13 protein-coding genes are annotated in these 17,338 nt (G+C 35.3%); 8 read left to right on the top strand and 5 right to left on the bottom strand.

Features of this window, described 5'->3' with window-relative positions; all coding sequences use genetic code 11:
• Window positions 1–12 precede the first annotated feature (12 nt).
• Complete coding sequence (odhB, locus tag ACKPCA_RS11145; protein WP_321279187.1) at window positions 13–1,260, top strand: 2-oxoglutarate dehydrogenase complex dihydrolipoyllysine-residue succinyltransferase; 1,248 nt, start codon at window positions 13–15, stop codon at window positions 1,258–1,260.
• Between the two features lie 263 nt (window positions 1,261–1,523).
• Here odhB and hutI read toward each other — a convergent pair whose 3' ends face one another.
• The gene (gene hutI, locus ACKPCA_RS11150) at window positions 1,524–2,777 is read right to left on the bottom strand and encodes an imidazolonepropionase (RefSeq protein ID WP_321279188.1); all 1,254 of its coding nucleotides are present in this window, start codon (window positions 2,775–2,777) and stop codon (window positions 1,524–1,526) included.
• A 255-nt stretch (window positions 2,778–3,032) separates the two neighbouring features.
• Here hutI and ACKPCA_RS11155 point away from each other — a divergent pair, with 255 nt between their 5' ends.
• Complete coding sequence (locus tag ACKPCA_RS11155) at window positions 3,033–4,628, top strand: YfcC family protein (protein ID WP_321279189.1); 1,596 nt, start codon at window positions 3,033–3,035, stop codon at window positions 4,626–4,628.
• Between the two features lie 68 nt (window positions 4,629–4,696).
• Here the strand turns inward: ACKPCA_RS11155 and ACKPCA_RS11160 are convergent, their stop codons facing one another.
• The 3 genes from ACKPCA_RS11160 to ACKPCA_RS11170 form a co-directional block, all read right to left on the bottom strand.
• Window positions 4,697–6,097 carry a RagB/SusD family nutrient uptake outer membrane protein gene (locus ACKPCA_RS11160; RefSeq protein ID WP_321279190.1) on the bottom strand — a complete coding sequence of 467 codons (1,401 nt, stop codon included), beginning with the start codon at window positions 6,095–6,097 and terminating at the stop codon, window positions 4,697–4,699.
• A gap of 20 nt (window positions 6,098–6,117) precedes the next feature.
• Window positions 6,118–9,120: a SusC/RagA family TonB-linked outer membrane protein gene (locus ACKPCA_RS11165; RefSeq protein ID WP_321279191.1), complete on the bottom strand. Its 3,003-nt coding sequence runs from the start codon at window positions 9,118–9,120 to the stop codon at window positions 6,118–6,120.
• Between the two features lie 595 nt (window positions 9,121–9,715).
• Window positions 9,716–9,886 (bottom strand): DUF362 domain-containing protein, encoded by a 171-nt coding sequence (locus ACKPCA_RS11170; RefSeq protein WP_321279192.1) that lies wholly within the window; start codon window positions 9,884–9,886, stop codon window positions 9,716–9,718.
• A gap of 158 nt (window positions 9,887–10,044) precedes the next feature.
• Here ACKPCA_RS11170 and zupT point away from each other — a divergent pair, with 158 nt between their 5' ends.
• Window positions 10,045–10,869, top strand: coding sequence for a zinc transporter ZupT (gene zupT / locus ACKPCA_RS11175; protein WP_321279194.1), 825 nt, complete (start codon window positions 10,045–10,047; stop codon window positions 10,867–10,869).
• Window positions 10,870–10,898: 29 nt separating this feature from the next.
• On the opposite strand, the gene nth is transcribed toward zupT, so the two are convergent.
• The gene (gene nth, locus ACKPCA_RS11180) at window positions 10,899–11,555 is read right to left on the bottom strand and encodes an endonuclease III (RefSeq protein WP_321279195.1); all 657 of its coding nucleotides are present in this window, start codon (window positions 11,553–11,555) and stop codon (window positions 10,899–10,901) included.
• 132 nt (window positions 11,556–11,687) lie between these two features.
• On the opposite strand from nth, the gene ACKPCA_RS11185 reads away from it, so the two are divergent.
• The 5 genes from ACKPCA_RS11185 (at window position 11,688) to nadD (ending at window position 17,157) form a co-directional block, all read left to right on the top strand.
• On the top strand, window positions 11,688–13,553 hold the full coding sequence (locus ACKPCA_RS11185; RefSeq protein ID WP_321279196.1) for an ABC-F family ATP-binding cassette domain-containing protein: 1,866 nt from the start codon (window positions 11,688–11,690) through the stop codon (window positions 13,551–13,553).
• Between the two features lie 82 nt (window positions 13,554–13,635).
• Entirely contained in the window at window positions 13,636–14,976 is a 1,341-nt protein-coding gene (locus ACKPCA_RS11190; protein ID WP_321279198.1) for an MATE family efflux transporter, read from the top strand.
• 69 nt (window positions 14,977–15,045) lie between these two features.
• On the top strand, window positions 15,046–15,924 hold the full coding sequence (locus tag ACKPCA_RS11195; protein ID WP_172677359.1) for a YicC/YloC family endoribonuclease: 879 nt from the start codon (window positions 15,046–15,048) through the stop codon (window positions 15,922–15,924).
• Between the two features lie 83 nt (window positions 15,925–16,007).
• On the top strand, window positions 16,008–16,574 hold the full coding sequence (gene gmk, locus ACKPCA_RS11200; RefSeq protein ID WP_321279199.1) for a guanylate kinase: 567 nt from the start codon (window positions 16,008–16,010) through the stop codon (window positions 16,572–16,574).
• A 1-nt stretch (window position 16,575) separates the two neighbouring features.
• Window positions 16,576–17,157: a nicotinate (nicotinamide) nucleotide adenylyltransferase gene (gene nadD / locus ACKPCA_RS11205; protein WP_321279200.1), complete on the top strand. Its 582-nt coding sequence runs from the start codon at window positions 16,576–16,578 to the stop codon at window positions 17,155–17,157.
• The last annotated feature ends 181 nt before the right edge of the window (window positions 17,158–17,338 follow it).

Genomic DNA, 17,338 nt, shown 5'->3' on the forward strand with positions numbered 1-17,338 from the left:
AAACATATCCCAATGATTGAAATAAAAATACCAAGTCCTGGAGAATCCATTTCAGAGGTTGAAATAGCCAATTGGTTTGTTGCCGATGGCGATATTGTAGAAAAAGATCAAGACATTGCTGAAATTGAATCGGACAAAGCGACTCTAACTTTAGTAGCCGACGAAGGCGGAAAAATTGAAATTCTTGCGCAAGAAGGTGATACTGTAGAAGTGGGTTCAGTAGCTTGTAAAATTGATACCAGTTTTGCAGGTGAAGCTCCTAGTCCAAAGGCCGAATCTGTAAAAGAAGAAGTTGTTGAAGAGAAAGCAAAAGAAGCTGCAAGTTCAGCTCCGGCGGCCAATATCGAATCGGAAAATTACAAGGATGTAAAAATCTCTCCTGTTGCCAAAAAGCTGATGGAAGAGAATCAGCTTTCGGTTGATGATGTAATTGCAGGCTTGCAAAGATTATCCAAAAAAGATATTCAGGCAGTTGTTGACAACAAAAACAACCAACCGGTTGCTGTATCAGCAGAACCAAAAGCCATTTCGCGTGAAGAGAAGCGCACTAAAATGACCAATCTTCGTAAGAAATTAAGTGCTCGTTTGGTATCCGTAAAAAACGAAACGGCCATGTTAACCACCTTTAACGAGGTTGACATGAGTGCAGTAATGGAGCTGAGAAAAAAGTATCAGAAGAAATTCGTAGAGACTCATGATATCAAATTGGGTTTCATGTCATTCTTTACCAAAGCGGTTACCGAGGCTTTAAAGGCTCACCCAATGGTAAACTCGATGATTGATGGGGAAGAAATTGTAACGCCTGATTTTGCCGATGTTGCAATTGCCGTGCAAACACCAAAAGGATTGATGGTTCCTGTTATCAGAAATGCAGAATCGTTAGGTTTGGCTGATATCGAAAAGAAACTAATGGAGCTGGCTACCAAGGCTCGCGCGGGTAAAATTAGCCTGGATGAAATGACTGGCGGAACCTTTACCATCACCAATGGTGGTGTGTTTGGATCTCTTTTGAGTACCCCAATTATCAACCCACCTCAATCGGGAATTTTAGGAATGCACAATATTGTTGAGCGACCAGTTGCTGTAAACGGCAAGGTAGAAATTCGCCCAATGATGTACATTGCACTTTCCTACGACCACCGTGTAATTGATGGTAAGGATTCGGTAGGATTCTTGGTAAAAATCAAAGAAATGATTGAAAATCCACACAAGATGTTGTTCGACGGAAAAGATCCGGACAGCATGCTGCTGGGATTATAAGAATAGTATTGTTTGAGGGTCTCACTCCAAGTGAGGCTCTCATTTTTTTTGAATTTAGTCATAACCCGACATTTACAGCGAACCTAAAATTGGAACATCATTATTCCTTCTGTTCCGACTTTTTCTTTCTCCTTAACATCTCCCGGTTCTGTACTGCTCAGCTTATTAACCTGAATTAAAATAATTGCTCAATTTTCAGGTTCATCGTAAAAAAGCCTGACAGAAAACTGCCAGGCTTTAAGCTATATCATTGAACCTAGATTTTATAATCTTTGTCCTCTCAAAATCACCGCATCAATCAAATTGCTTCCATAAGCATATGGCATAAATTCAATAGATGGAATTTCTTTGGTAATAAAGACGTTTGCAATCTTTCCTCGTGCAATACTTCCCAACTCCTCCTGAACGCCCATTGCATAAGCAGAATTGATGGTTGTAGCATTCACTGCCTCCTGTGGCAACATTTTGTAATTGATACAAGCCAACGACATAATGAATTTCATATTTCCAGATGGTGATGAACCTGGGTTAAAGTCAGAAGCCAAAGCTACTGGTAATCCTGCATTCATCATATCGCGCACAGGTGAACAAACCATGTTCAAAAAGAAAGCTGCACCCGGTAATACAGTTGGCATGGTTTCAGAATCTTTCAAACACTTGATTTCTTCCTCTCCAACAAACTCAAGGTGATCAACCGAAAGTGCATTATACTTCACTCCTACCTGAATACCTCCCGAGTAATCCAACTCATTGGCATGGATTTTAGGACGCATACCGTACTTCATCCCTGCATTCAAAATACGATCTGTTTCTTCTACAGTAAAGAATCCCTCATCGCAGAACACATCAATGTAATCTGCCAATTCTTCTGCAGCAACCATAGGAATCATTTCGTTGATTACCAAGTCAACATACTCTCCCTGGCGACCTTTGTATTCTGCCGGTACGGCATGTGCACCCAAAAAGCTCGATTTAATGGTAAGAGGAGTTGTTTCTTTAATGCGTTTGATTACTCGAAGCATCTTCAACTCATCTTCAACGGTCAAACCATACCCACTCTTGATTTCAACCGCACCGGTTCCCATGCTAATGATTTCATGAATGCGTTCCATAGCTGCTTCGTACAATTCATCTTCGGTTGCATCATGCATACGTTTTGCCGAATTCAAAATTCCACCCCCACGCTTTGCTATTTCTTCATACGAAAGGCCTTTAATTTTATCGGTATATTCAATCTCGCGACTACCTGCATACACCAAATGAGTGTGCGAATCGCAGAATGATGGGAATACCATACGACCTGTAGCATCGATCTCTTCTACATGATCAAAACCTTCCATTTCATCGTAATTTGGCATATCTTCCATTTTACCAAAATCCGAAATCTTCTCATCCTCAATAAGCAAATATGCATCATCAATGCAATTCAAATTTGCCATATCGGTACCAGCAACCCACTTTCGTGGAGTTTCTTCAACCTGAACAAGAGTTTTTATATTACTTATTAACAGTTTCATATCTATATCAATTAATAATTAGCAATTCATAATGAACAATTTGAAGGAAAGAATTAATACTGAAGGTATCACTGTTTCAATCCATATCCACTCATTCACTTTAACATGCAAATATTAGCTAATTCTGAACAAATTGCAAACCTTTTCGATCTGCTCTTTAAAATTATTTTATATCACTGATTCTGTACATATTTTTCTATTTTTACGCATTCAATTTTAAGGGGTAAAACCAAAACACAATCTAAATCAACCTATATGTTTAAAAAGATACCACACACTTATGTAATTGTATTTGCAATAGTTGTATTATCTGCAATATTAACTTGGATAATTCCAGGAGGAGAATTTGATCGAACAACAGTAAACGTGAATGGCACCGACCGTGAAGTTATTGTTCAAGGGTCATATCATCAAATTGAAAGCCAGGGACAGAGTTGGGAAATTTTTTCTTCTTTCTTTAAAGGATTTGTTGACAAGGCCGATATTATCATGTTTATTTTGGTAATTGGTGGTGCATTCTGGATTATGAATGCAAGCAAATCTATTGATGTTGGGATTTATTCATTTCTTAAATTCACACAGAAGCTCGAAAAGAATAAAACCATAAGGAAAATTGGAGTCAACAACATTATACTAACCCTAATCATGCTGGTGTTTAGTGCCTTTGGTGCTACCTTTGGTATGAGTGAGGAAACCATTGCCTTTGTCATCATTTTTGTTCCGATGTCCATTAAAATGGGATATGATTCTATTGTTGGGGTTTGTATCTGTTTTGTGGCTGCTGGGCTTGGATTTGCAGGAGCACTTCTAAATCCTTTTACCATTGGTATTGCGCAAGGTTTATCGAATTTGCCATTATTCTCGGGTATTGAATACAGGTTATTTTGCTGGGTGGTAATTAATGTAATTGGTTTTGCATTCATTTTAAGATATGCTGCTAAAATTCGCAAAAACCCACAAGCATCTTTGGTTTACACCGATGATGCTTACTGGAGAAAACATACCGATACAGATATGGAAGAGTTGGAATTCTATACTCCAAAATCAGCATGGGTTACCTATTTCATTCTTTTAATTACAATGGTAGTTTTCTCTTTCCACTACCCAATGACCACCTTGAAAGTTGGTAATTCGGAAATGACAACTTACGTCCTTCCAATTGTTACAGGATTATTCGCAATTCTAGGTCTTATATCTCTTCGTAAATCGGTACATTTCTACATTCTAAACCTTTTACTTTTCACAATCATTTACCTGATTGTTGGTGTAATGGGATATGGCTGGTACATCATGGAGATTGCAACCCTGTTCTTTGCCATGGGTATTTTCTCGGGTATTGCATTCAATAATACTGCCAACGAAATCACAAACCTATTCCTTGAAGGAGCAAGAGACATTCTTTCTGCTGCAATGATTGTTGGTTTAGCAGGTGGTATTCTTATTGTATTGGAAGAAGGAAATGTGATCGATTCTATTCTTTACTATATTTCACAATCGATGAACGATTTTGGTAAGATGGCTTCAGTTTCTATCATGTATCTGATTCAGAATATTATTAATGTAATCATCCCTTCGGGATCTGCCAAAGCTGCTTTAACTATGCCTATGATGTCTCAGTTCTCCGATTTAATTGGAGTATCGCGCCAGGCAACTGTAATGGCATTCCAATTTGGTGATGGTTTTACCAACATGATTACTCCAACTTCGGGCGTATTAATCGGCGTTCTTGGAGTTGCAAAAATTCCATACGACAAGTGGGTAAAATGGATTGGTGGATTTATGGCAATTCTGATCATTCTAGGATTATTACTTTTGATTCCTACTGTTACCATGGAGTTAAATGGATTTTAAAAAACAGCAGAGGCTGCTCCAAAATGAATTGGAACAGCCTCTATTTTATTTGTAAAATGTGAATTTTGCTAATAACCTTCGTTCTGAGTTAAATTATCATTCACATCGATTTCTCTCTTTGGAATTGGCATCACCAATGATGCAGCATCATATGACAAAGCCCCCACAGATTCTTTCCATCGTTTAATATCGTGAAGTCTAAATCCCTCAAATGCTAACTCCAATTTCCTTTCTGTTCTAATTGCATTTTGAGTAAGAGTCCCTAAAGGAGCTAATCCTGCTCTTTGCCTGATACGATTAATATCATTCAATGGTGTATCTCCTAAAGAATTTCCACTCTCAAAATTACCTTCAGCTCTTGTTAAATACATTTCTGCCAAACGAATAAATGTCAAATTAGTTTTAAAATCTAACCACTTTGCACAAAAGGTACCTCCTCTTGCTTTTGATCCAAAGCCTAGATAATAAATGCTAACGACATCTCCTATTTTGGAACCATCACCAAGATCAGTTTGCACCTCTCCTCTCAAGTCTCCATCTTCATATTTGTCTAACTGAACATCCGTTACTTGAAAATCAGATCGTCCCGTAGCATCAGTACTGGCATAGAAAGTAGCCATACCTGCATTACTCTCACCAATGTTATCATCATTGTTTTGTTGAAATGCAAAGATATCTTCAACACCATTTGATTCATTGTTATATGCTTTGAAAGGGACTTCAGCCAAATCAAAACTACCTTCGGTAATTACAAAATTCGCCTCAATGGCAGCCTCTTCGTACATCCCTTTTTGCAAATATACCCTTGACAAAATAGCCGCAGCTGCAAATCTATTTGCATAAAATCCATCTTCTCCCAACAAGTCTTTAGCCATTGTAAGGTCTGCAATAACTTGATTATATACTTCATCAACTGTTGCTCTTTGCGGATATTCAACTTTACTAACATCAAAATTAGATTTTAATACCAATGGCACTCCAGGCTGGGTATTTACTTGTCCCATTTCATATGGCTTAGCAAAAAAACGAACCATATCAAAATACATCAATCCACGCAAGAACATTGCCTGTCCACTTATTTCATCTCTTTCACTATCCGAAAGAACATCCTGATTATCAAGAACAATATTAGTTCGATTTATAACATCATATGCTAATTCCCATGCATCATCAGCCCAGGAAAAATTATCTACCAAATCTTTGTTAAGCAGATCACGAGGTTGTGAAAATGTTCCCCTAAAATCAAATTCACCATTATCTGCTAACAGTTCACTAAAGTGGAACATATTTTGACCATATGCATCTCTTGCCACCGGATAAGCACCTACAAGATTAAGTTTAATATTCTCAGCACTGGTCAAAACATTCTCTGTATCTATCGATTGCTGTGGATCTAAATCCAAAAAGCTATCACATCCTGTAAAAATAAAGATGGATAATACTATTATTATTAATTTCTCAAATTTCATACATTTTTAATTTTTACGGGTTAGAAGCTTAAATTAACTCCGAACATATATGTTTTAGCCTGAGGAGTTGAATAGTAGTCAATACCTTGTTGAATATTGGTTGACAATTGAGTTCGATTACTTCCAGGAGCGCTTACTTCCGGATCCCATCCTTTAAAGTCTGTGTGTGTCCATAAATTTTGTCCAGTGAAGTAAATTCGCACTTTATTAATATTTACCTTTTGCGTTAAGCTTTTGGGTAATGTATATCCTAAAGTTAAATCCTTAAGACGAATATAAGATCCATCAGAAATCCATCTGGAAGAAGTTCTTGTACCGTTGCTATCTCCAAATCTTGCTTGTGGAACATCGGTAATATCACCTGGTTGCTGCCATCTATTAAGTTGATCACTAGTCTGATTATCAACCCAATCACCATTAGCCGACATAAAACGTCCAGCGTCGTTATAAATATCATTTCCATAAACAAACTGGAAGAAAATCCTAGCATCAAAACCTTTGTAAGTAAATGTGTTGTCCAATCCTCCAAAAAAGTCAGGATTAGGATCACCAACTACCATATCTTCTGCAAGATTATAATTGTTTGTAGTTTCGTTGCTACCTTCTTCAATAAAATAAAGTGCATCACCATTATCAGGATCTACTCCTGCATATTTTTTCATGTAAAATACACCAATCGGTTCTCCAACCATTACTCTGTTAACGCCTCGTTGAATTGGATCTATAAGTTTGGTAACTTTATTTTTATTAAAAGCTATATTGAAACTAGTACTCCAGATAAATTTTCCAATTAAATTATTCGTGTTTAATGTGAATTCTATTCCCTTATTCTCCAACTCACCTACATTTTCGGCAATACTAGAATAGCCTGCAGTGTATGGCAATAATCTATCCAAAAGCAAATCGGTGGTTTTCTTATAATAATAATCAAACTCACCATTTATACGATTATTAAATAAACCAAAATCAACTCCAATGTCGGTCTGAGCTGTTTTTTCCCATTGTAATTTAGCATTTGCCAATTGGGTTGGTTCAATTGCAGAATTACCTGCATATCTGGTTCCTCCGAACAGACCTCTTGAAGGGAAATTACCTATTTCCGAATTCCCGGTTATACCATAAGATGCACGCAATTTCAGAAAGCTAACAGTTGAGTTATCTAATAAGAAATTTTCTTTTGAGATTATCCATCCCAACGATCCTGCATAAAATCCTCCATATCGATTATCGTCTCCAAACTTACTTGATCCATCAACACGATAACTTAAAGTAGCCAGATATCGATCCATAAACTTGTAATTCAATCTGGAAAAATAAGAAAGATAAGAATACTCCGTTTTAGAACTAAAAAAATCATCATTTTCGGCTGCCGATGCTATGGTTTGAAATTCATCAGAAGGAAATCCCTTTCCTCCTACTCTACTAACAAAACTCTCCGCTTTTTGTAGCGACATCCCTAATACAGCTTCAATTGCATGATTCTCCTTAAACTCTTTGATATAAGTAAAATAATTATCTAATGAATAATTTAACACATTCACATTTCTTAGATATGATTTACCTGCAGGTTGACCATCATCTGTTTTTCTACTCCAATATTGATCTTCTCTTTGATTAAGGTTATCAAGGCCAAATACTGATTTAAACGATAATTCTGGAAGAATATCATACTTCACATACGCATTTGCAAAAGTTCTGTATACTAGCGTTTCATACGAATTATATCTTGATGCCAACAAACCATTAAAATAAAATGTATCACCAAATGGCTCTCCTATTTCATCGTAAGCTGGAAAATAAGGGGCTTGCGCAATTAACTGTGTTGGAGTGGAAAATGCATTATCATCAGATACACGATCCAAAACACTTCTCACAAAATTAAATTTAATTCCAAAATCCACTTTTTCACTCACTTGATGATCCAGATTTAATCTACCACTCATTCGCTTAAAGTCATTGTCAATTAAAATACCTTCTTGATCCGAATAAGATAAACCTGCATAAAATCTGGTTTTTTCATTCCCTCCAGAAGCACTTATATTGTAATTAGACGAAACAGCTCGTCTGAACATTTCATCTTGCCAATCAGTATCAGAAATTTCATCCATTGAACTAAAACCACCCCAGGCAAGTATCGATTGTTCTCCGTTCAAACCAGGCTCTAATGCCCAAACGGAATTCTCCATTCCTTCCCCAAGCAATTCAACATATTCTTTTGCATTCAACATATCCAATCTATTTGTTTCCTTAGCTATAGCAATTGAATAATTTGCATTAATAACTGTTTTTTTATTTTTTCCACCAGATTTGGTAGTAATAATTACCACACCATTTGATGCGCGCGAACCATAAATCGAAGCTGCTGAAGCATCTTTAAGGATTTGAATCGAAGCAATATCATCGAAATTTAAATCCGCAATCGGATTGGTTGGCTGGTTACCTGCACTTCCTTGATCTTGAGAAGTAATCACTACACCATCAACAACATATAAAGGCTGATTACTAGCACTTAAGGAAGAAGCTCCCCTAACTCGAATATTAATTCCCTCTCCAAGTTTTCCTGTACTTTGCTGAATAAAAACGCCTGATGTTTTTCCTTGCATCGAAGTTTCAAAAGAAGGTGAAGGAACTTTCTGTAATCCTTCAATATCAACTTTTGAAATTGCACCTGTCATTTCTGACTTTATCTGCTTACCGTATCCAACAACCACAACTTCGTCCATTCCAATACTTTCCGGACTTAAAGTAATATCTATTTCAGTTTGGTTTCCAACAAGAACTTCCTGCGCAACCATCCCAACAAAACTAAACACTATATAATCAGTAGGCTTTGCAGCAATTGAATACTCTCCATTTATATTGGTACTAGTGCCAGAAGTAGTTCCTTTAATAACTACTGATACTCCGGGCATTCCCATGCCATCATCTGAACTTTTTACAGTACCTGAAATCTGTTTTGTTTGTGCATTTATTAGTTGTAATGACATAATAAACATACAAACAGTAAATATCAGTCTTTTCATACAATTAAATTTTTAATAAGTTTCATTATAAAATCTTGAGATACATTCACTCAAGACACATAGTAAAGCTTTTACATTGGTCTTAGAATTCATAACTAAATTTTTAGGTGATTAATTTCACACCTAAAACAGTCTCTATATTTGTGCGAATTATAATCGGTGATTCTATATTATTCATATAAATCGATCCGAAAGTATATTTCTACACTCCGATAAAATATTGGTGATTTTGGGTTTTGAGCTTGAAGAGATAATAATAACAATCGTTACTGTCCATAACAGTCGACATGAAATGAATAGTAAACGATACTCAGATTACAAAGAAATGTAATCTACATGTTTTTTAGTTAAATCCTTTTAGGATGTTTCGAGTAGTAATTCATATTAAAAGTTTTTAGGTTAGTAAAATTATTTTTGACATTCCAAATATGTTCTACATAATTTGGAATGACTTAACATCATAATAAAGAGCCCTATATTTATTAGATGATTTACAAACATTTTGCCCTATCTAATTTATCCATTTTTTTTAAAATATTAAAAAAAAAGAGAAATCTTTTTAGATTTCTCTCAAATATTCAGCTATTTAGCTAAATCAATCAGCTTCTGAAATAGCCTCTACAGGGCATACTTCTGCGCATGCACCACAGTCAATACAAGTGTCTGGATCGATAACATAAATATCTCCCTCTGATATTGCATCAACAGGGCATTCATTGATACAAGAACCGCAAGCGGTACAGTCATATGATATAATGTAAGCCATAACAATTCGTTTTTAATTGATAAATCACTTGCAATTAAAATTACAATTTGGTTTCAATCAAAACAAGATGTTAATATCCTAAATTCTTATTTAGAATTATTCCAATTAATTATTATATTTACTCCATCAAAACAATTAAACAGACTAAAAAACAATACATGGAATTCGAATATTCTTCAACAACAGTATTAATAGCATTTGGTTTGACATTATTTGCAGGTTTATCTACAGGTATAGGAAGTGCTATAGCCTTTTTTGCAAAGCGAACCAACACCAAATTTTTATCTCTATCCTTAGGGTTTTCAGCTGGCGTAATGATTTATGTATCTCTTATTGAGATTTTTCAGAAAGCAAAAGATGCTTTAATCTCTGATCATGGTGAAGTTGCAGGAACTTGGTATACTGTACTTTCATTCTTTGGTGGCATTTTATTTATTGCAGTCATAGATCAATTAATTCCTTCTTTTGAAAACCCACATGAGGTTAAAAAGATTGAAGACATTGATGAGACAAATATCAAAAACAAAAAATTGATGAGGATGGGTATATTCTCTGCATTAGCCATTGCAATTCATAACTTTCCTGAAGGATTAGCGACTTTTGCTGCAGCTCTTGCCGATCCAACAATTGCTGTTCCAATTGCTGTTGCCATCGCAATTCATAACGTACCTGAAGGAATTGCCGTTTCCGTTCCAATTTATTATGCTACAGGTAGCAAGAAAAAAGCATTCTTACTATCATTTCTTTCTGGTTTGGCAGAGCCTATTGGAGCTTTAATAGGATTTATTCTTATCTATTCTTTGCTAGGCTTAAACAATACAATTTTTGGCGTATTGTTCGGAGGTGTTGCAGGAATTATGGTGTTCATTTCCTTAGATGAACTATTACCAACAGCAGAAGAATATGGAGAACATCACAATGCAATATATGGATTGATAGCCGGAATGGCAGTAATGGCAGTAAGTCTCTTATTATTTCTTTAAAATACAAAAGCCTCAAACGAGGCTTTTTTTTATTTCTTTTCTTTCTTCTTTTCTTCTCTTTGGAAGTATCTACAATATTCCTTTAATCCACATGGTTTACATTTTGGTTTTCGAGCCAAACAAACATATCTTCCATGAAGAATTATCCAATGATGAGCAGTAGCAATCAATTCCTCCGGAATATAACTTACCAAAACCTTTTCTGTTTCCAATGGTGTTTTTGACTTGGTGGTTAACCCTAGTCTTTCCGAAACTCTAAAAACATGAGTATCCACCGCCATTGCAGGCTTATCGTAAACAACCGATGCAATTACATTCGCAGTTTTTCTTCCAACTCCCGGAAGTTTTTGTAGCTCTTTTACATCATCAGGAACCACTTCCTTAAAATCCTCTACCAACATCTTTGCCATTCCTAACAAGTGCTTTGCCTTATTATTTGGATACGAGCATGATCGGATCAAGTCAAAAATATCATCCTGAGTTGCATGAGACAAATCAAATGCACTGGGATACTTTTCAAATAATGGAGGTGTAATCTGGTTAACCCTTTTATCGGTACATTGAGCTGACAATATAACGGCAACCAATAGTTCGTAAGGATTGGTATAATTTAATTCAGTTTCAGCAATTGGCATGTTCTCCTGAAACCAAGCTATTATTTTTTCAAATCTTTCTTTCTTACGCATAGTCAATTCTGTTTTACAATTGCGAGCTAACGAAATTAATAAACTCTGACGAAAAATCTTATTTGCTTGCAGAAAAGTAAGTATTGAGATACTTATTCTTAAATTTGCATCACAATTTTAGAGAAGAACACAATGATATCATATTTACAGGTTGAAAACCTAAGCAAAAGTTACGGAGATCTAACATTATTTGAAGGTATTGGTTTTGGAGTTGGCCAAGGTCAGAAAATTGCATTAATTGCGAAAAATGGTACCGGAAAAACTTCTCTTCTAAATATTATTGCAGGAATCGACTCTCAAGATTCTGGAGATGTAATCTTTCGTAATGATATCAAAGTTGCTTACTTACAGCAAAATCCTAACCTGGAAAACAGCAACACAGTTCTTAACGAAGTTTTTAACTCCGATGATCCTGTACTTTCTGTAATCAGAGAATATGAAGAAGCAATTAATTCGCATGATCAGGAGAAAATGACTGAGATCCTTGAGAAGATGGATCAATACAAAGCCTGGGATTACGAGAATAAAGTCAAGCAAATTCTATCTAAACTTAAAATTACCAATTTCGATCAGGTAATAGGACAACTTTCTGGTGGACAAAAAAAGAGAGTTGGATTGGCAAAAGTATTGATTACAGATCCTGACTTTTTGATTTTGGATGAGCCCACCAACCATTTGGATTTGGAAATGATTGAATGGTTGGAGGAATATTTAAACAAGTCGAAAGGAACCCTACTGATGGTTACTCACGATCGTTATTTTTTGGATCGAGTTTGCAATGAAATCATTGAAATGGATGCAAATTCCATTTATACCTATAAAGGCAATTATTCCTATTATCTTGAGAAGAGAGCTGAAAGAATTGAAAATATAAATGCTGAAGTTGGAAAAGCTCAAAAACTATTAAAAACAGAGCAAGAATGGATGCGAAGAATGCCCCAGGCGCGTGGAACAAAGGCAAAATATCGTATTGATGCATTTTACGATCTGAAGAAAAAAGCAGCAGCGGGTTTTAAGGAAGACAGTATGGAGTTGGATATCAAATCAGCTCGACTGGGAAAGAAAATCTTAGAATTGGAAGGTTTGTACAAGAGCTTTGGAGATTTAAAAATTCTTGAAGATTTCAGTTACAAATTTCAACGTGGAGAAAAAATTGGAATTGTAGGTAAAAATGGAACAGGAAAATCTACTTTTCTAAACATCATTACCAGAAATATTGAACCTGATTCGGGTTCAATTGAAATTGGTGAAACTGTTGTTTACGGTTATTACAGACAGGATGGAATTACAATCAATGAAAATGAGAGAATCATTGATGTAATAAAAGATATAGCTGAGTCAATTGATCTTGGTAATGGCAAAGTAATGTCGGCATCTCAGTTTTTAGAGTATTTCCTATTTCCACCAAAAACGCAATACAACTATGTGTCAAAATTAAGTGGTGGAGAAAAACGTCGTTTATATTTGATGACAGTTTTAATGAAAAATCCAAACTTCCTGATTTTGGATGAGCCTACAAACGATTTGGATATCATGACTTTGAATGTTTTGGAAGAATACCTGATGAACTTCAAAGGTTGCTTAATCATTGTTTCTCACGACCGTTACTTTATGGATAAAGTTGTGGACCAGATGTTTGCTTTCGAAGGAATGGGAAAAATCAGAAACTTCCCGGGAAATTATACTATTTACCGTGATACAATTGATGAAGAGGAAAAAGAGCTCAAGAAAATTGAAAAACCTGCAAAACCTAAAAAAGAAAAACCAAAGTCCAATAATACTGCTAAAAAACTCTCTTTTAACGAAAAACGTGAATTTGAGCAATTAGAAGTTGATTTAGAAGCATTAAATACCGAAAAAGAGGAATTGGAAACAGCAATGAGCTCTGGTACATTAGCAAATGATGAATTGTTGCAAAAAGCTAGCAGAATTGAAGAAGTGATCAATTTGATTGATGAGAAAGAAATGCGTTGGCTAGAATTAAGTGAACGAGCTTAGGTGTTAACCACTGTGAAACATTTGTATTTTTTTTGAGAATGATGATAAAATTTAGAGCTTTGTAACCCTACAAAAAAGCTGAATGAAAGATTTTACAAGCGGAAACGTAACCAAATTAATTTTCAACTTTACGCTACCAATGCTATTGGGAAATGTATTTCAACAACTATACAATGTTGTTGATAGCATTATTGTGGGTAAAGTTTTGGGCAAAGAGGCCTTAGCTTCTGTAGGTGCATCATTTCCAATCATTTTCACACTAATTGCATTGTTAATAGGAATTGGTTCTGGTTTCTCTATTGTTATATCACAATTTTATGGAGCAAAAGATATCAACAGCGTAAAAAAATCCATCGATACGATGTATATATTCCTGTTCGTAGCAGGTTTTTTTGCGTCAATATTTGGCATTTACTATAGCGAAGAGCTTTTCCTTCTTTTACAATTGCCCCAAGAGCTAATCCCTCAGGCTACTACTTATCTTGACATTTATATGGCAGGAATGATCCTGTTCTTTGGGTTTAACGGAACAAGTTCGGTTCTACGAGGTTTGGGAGATTCTAAAACTCCTCTCTATTTTTTAATCCTTGCATCGCTTTTTAATATCCTATTTGATGTACTGTTTGTAATGGTATTTAAATGGGGAATTGCAGGTGCAGCCTGGGCAACGGTAATCGCTCAAGGAGGTGCATTTGTTACTGGCATCTTATACCTTAATCGCACACATAATATCATGAAATTTTCTCTGTCGAAACTCGCTTTTGATAAAGATCTTTTCATTAAGAGTTTAAAAATTGGTTTGCCATCGGGTATTCAACACACATTTGTAGCTCTTGGAATGATGGCCTTGCTTGGAATTGTGAATACCTTTGGTACCGATGTCATAGCAGCTTACACTGCCGCTGGTAGAATAGATTCGTTAGCCATGATGCCAGCCATGAACTTTTCTCAAGCCGTAGCTGCATTCGTTGGTCAAAACCTGGGAGCCAACAAAATTGAAAGAGTACGAAAGGGATTTAAAGCAACATTCTTAATGTCAAATCTGTTCTGCATTTTAATGACGGCCATAATTGTGATATTCGGAAGTCAACTAATGAAAATGTTTACCACCGATCCCAACGTAATTGCAATTGGAGAAAAGTACTTAATCATTGTAAGTTCCTTCTACTTGTTATTTTCAACTCTTTTCACTACAAACGGGGCATTGCGTGGAGCTGGAGATACATTAATACCAATGTTCATAACCTTATTCTCTTTATGGATTATAAGAATTCCTGTTGCGTATTTTCTTTCTGCAAAAATTGGAGAAACAGGAATTTGGTGGTCAATTCCAATTGGATGGTCAATGGGAGCTCTTCTTTCCTATTTGTATTATTTGACAGGAAAATGGAAAAGTAAATCCGTTGTACCTAACAAAGCTTGATTCCTACAATCCAATTAGTTTGTAATTCCACTTCAATCTCTTACCTTTGCGAAAATAAATATTTCGTATATGTTAATATCGATGACCGGCTTTGGTAAAGCCACTCTAGAATTGGAAAACAAAAAGGTTTCCATCGAAATTAAGTCTCTAAACAGCAAGCAGCTGGATATAAATACCAGAATTCCTAACCTTTATAAAGAAAAGGATTTGGTTCTTAGGAACGAAATCAAAAATCAACTTGAACGTGGTAAAGTTGAACTATCTGTTTTTATAGAGAGTGTTGGTACCGATAAAGATACTAAAATAAACAAACCAATTGTTGAAGCTTACTATCAACAACTTACTGAACTTTCTTCAGAATTAGGTATTCCTATGGATAAAGAACCTATTCTTCAAACTATCGTAAAGCTTCCGGATGCATTAAAAACAGAGCATCAAGAGCTGGATGAAGAAGAATGGAACCAAATTTTTGCAGGATTTAAATCGGCTGTTGCTGATCTAAATTCATTTAGAAAGCAAGAAGGAGATGCTTTACAAGCGGATATATTCGAACGAATTTCCAATATTGAAAAACTATTGGAAAAGGTTCCTCAATACGAATCAAAACGTATCGAAACTGTTAAAACAAGAATCAACGATAACTTGAAAGAATTTGTTGAAAAACAAAATGTAGATAAAAACAGATTCGAGCAGGAGATTATCTATTATCTTGAAAAACTAGACATTACCGAAGAAAAAGTTCGTTTGGCAAACCACTGCAAATACTTTATTGAAACGGCTAACAATGGCAATTCAATCGGTAAAAAATTAGGTTTTATCGCTCAGGAAATTGGTAGAGAGATAAACACTTTGGGATCGAAAGCAAACGATTCTGATATTCAAAAAATAGTGATTCAGATGAAGGACGAGTTGGAGAAGATAAAAGAACAGCTCCTAAACGTCTTATAAGATATAAAAAACGAAATTCAATAGAAGCGTAGGGTCAAAACTCTGCGCTTTTTTATAATTTTAAAACAACATACAAATTAAATATGTCAGGAAAATTATTCATTTTTTCAGCTCCAAGTGGTTCAGGTAAAACAACCATTGTTCGTCATTTACTTGAACAGGATTTTAAACTTGAATTTTCTGTTTCAGCAACCAGTCGTGCCAGCAGAGGCAAGGAAGTACATGGTAAGGATTATTATTTCTTAAGCACCGAGGAATTCAAACAAAAAATTGAAAATGATGAGTTTTTGGAGTGGGAAGAAGTGTACGAAGGGTGTTTTTACGGCACACTAAAAAGTGAGATTGATCGTATTAGAAACAAAGGAAATAATGTAATTTTTGATGTTGATGTTGTAGGTGGTGTAAATATCAAAAAATACTATAAAGATGATGCTTTGGCTGTTTTCATCCAACCACCATCAATTGAAGAATTAGAAAAAAGGTTAAGAGGAAGAAATACTGATAGCGAAGAAGTAATTGCTGAACGAATTAAAAAATTTCAATTTGAATTGGGATTTGCAGATCAGTTTGATAAGGTAATTATTAACGACAAGCTTGAGGATGCTTTACAAGAAGCAGAAAATACTTTAAGCGAATTCATAAAAAAATAATATGAGGCTTAAAATTGGATTATATTTTGGATCGTTCAATCCAATTCACATTGGACATTTGGCCATTGCAAATTATATGGCCGAATACTCCGATCTAGATCAAATCTGGTTTGTCGTAAGTCCGCAAAACCCATTTAAGCAAAAATCAAGCTTACTTAGCGATTATCACAGGTTAGAGTTGGTAAATCGATCAATTGAAGCATATCCTAAATTAAAAGCTTCAAATATTGAGTTTGGCTTACCTAAACCTTCCTATACAATTGACACACTTACCTATTTAAAAGAGAAATATTCCGAGTATGAGTTTTCTTTAATTATGGGTTCGGATAACCTGAAAAATTTCAAAAAGTGGAAAAACTACGAATTAATTCTACAGGAACATGATTTGTATGTGTATCCAAGACCAGGATTTAAGGATAAAGATGTTGAATTAAAAGGAACTGTTCATTTGGTGAATGCACCACTTATGGAAATATCATCAAGTTTTATTAGAGAGGCTATAAAGGAGAAGAAAGATATTCCATATTTTATGCCTGAGGCGGCATACAGTTACTTAAAAGAGATGCACTTCTACGAAAAATGATAAAAACAAAAAGGCAGGTCCCCACCTGCCTTTTTCTAACCCAAAATGATTTCCAATACGAAACTTTAACCCTAAAACCTTATACAATTCATATTGAAATGTCGATTCGTTCAACGTGCCTAACCACTACACTCCCGAATCGGAGTGCAAAGGTAGACATTATTTTTAATCTGCAAAGGAA

Source organism: Marinifilum fragile (assembly GCF_963677365.1).
Taxonomy (GTDB): Bacteria; Bacteroidota; Bacteroidia; order Bacteroidales; family Marinifilaceae; genus Marinifilum; species Marinifilum fragile.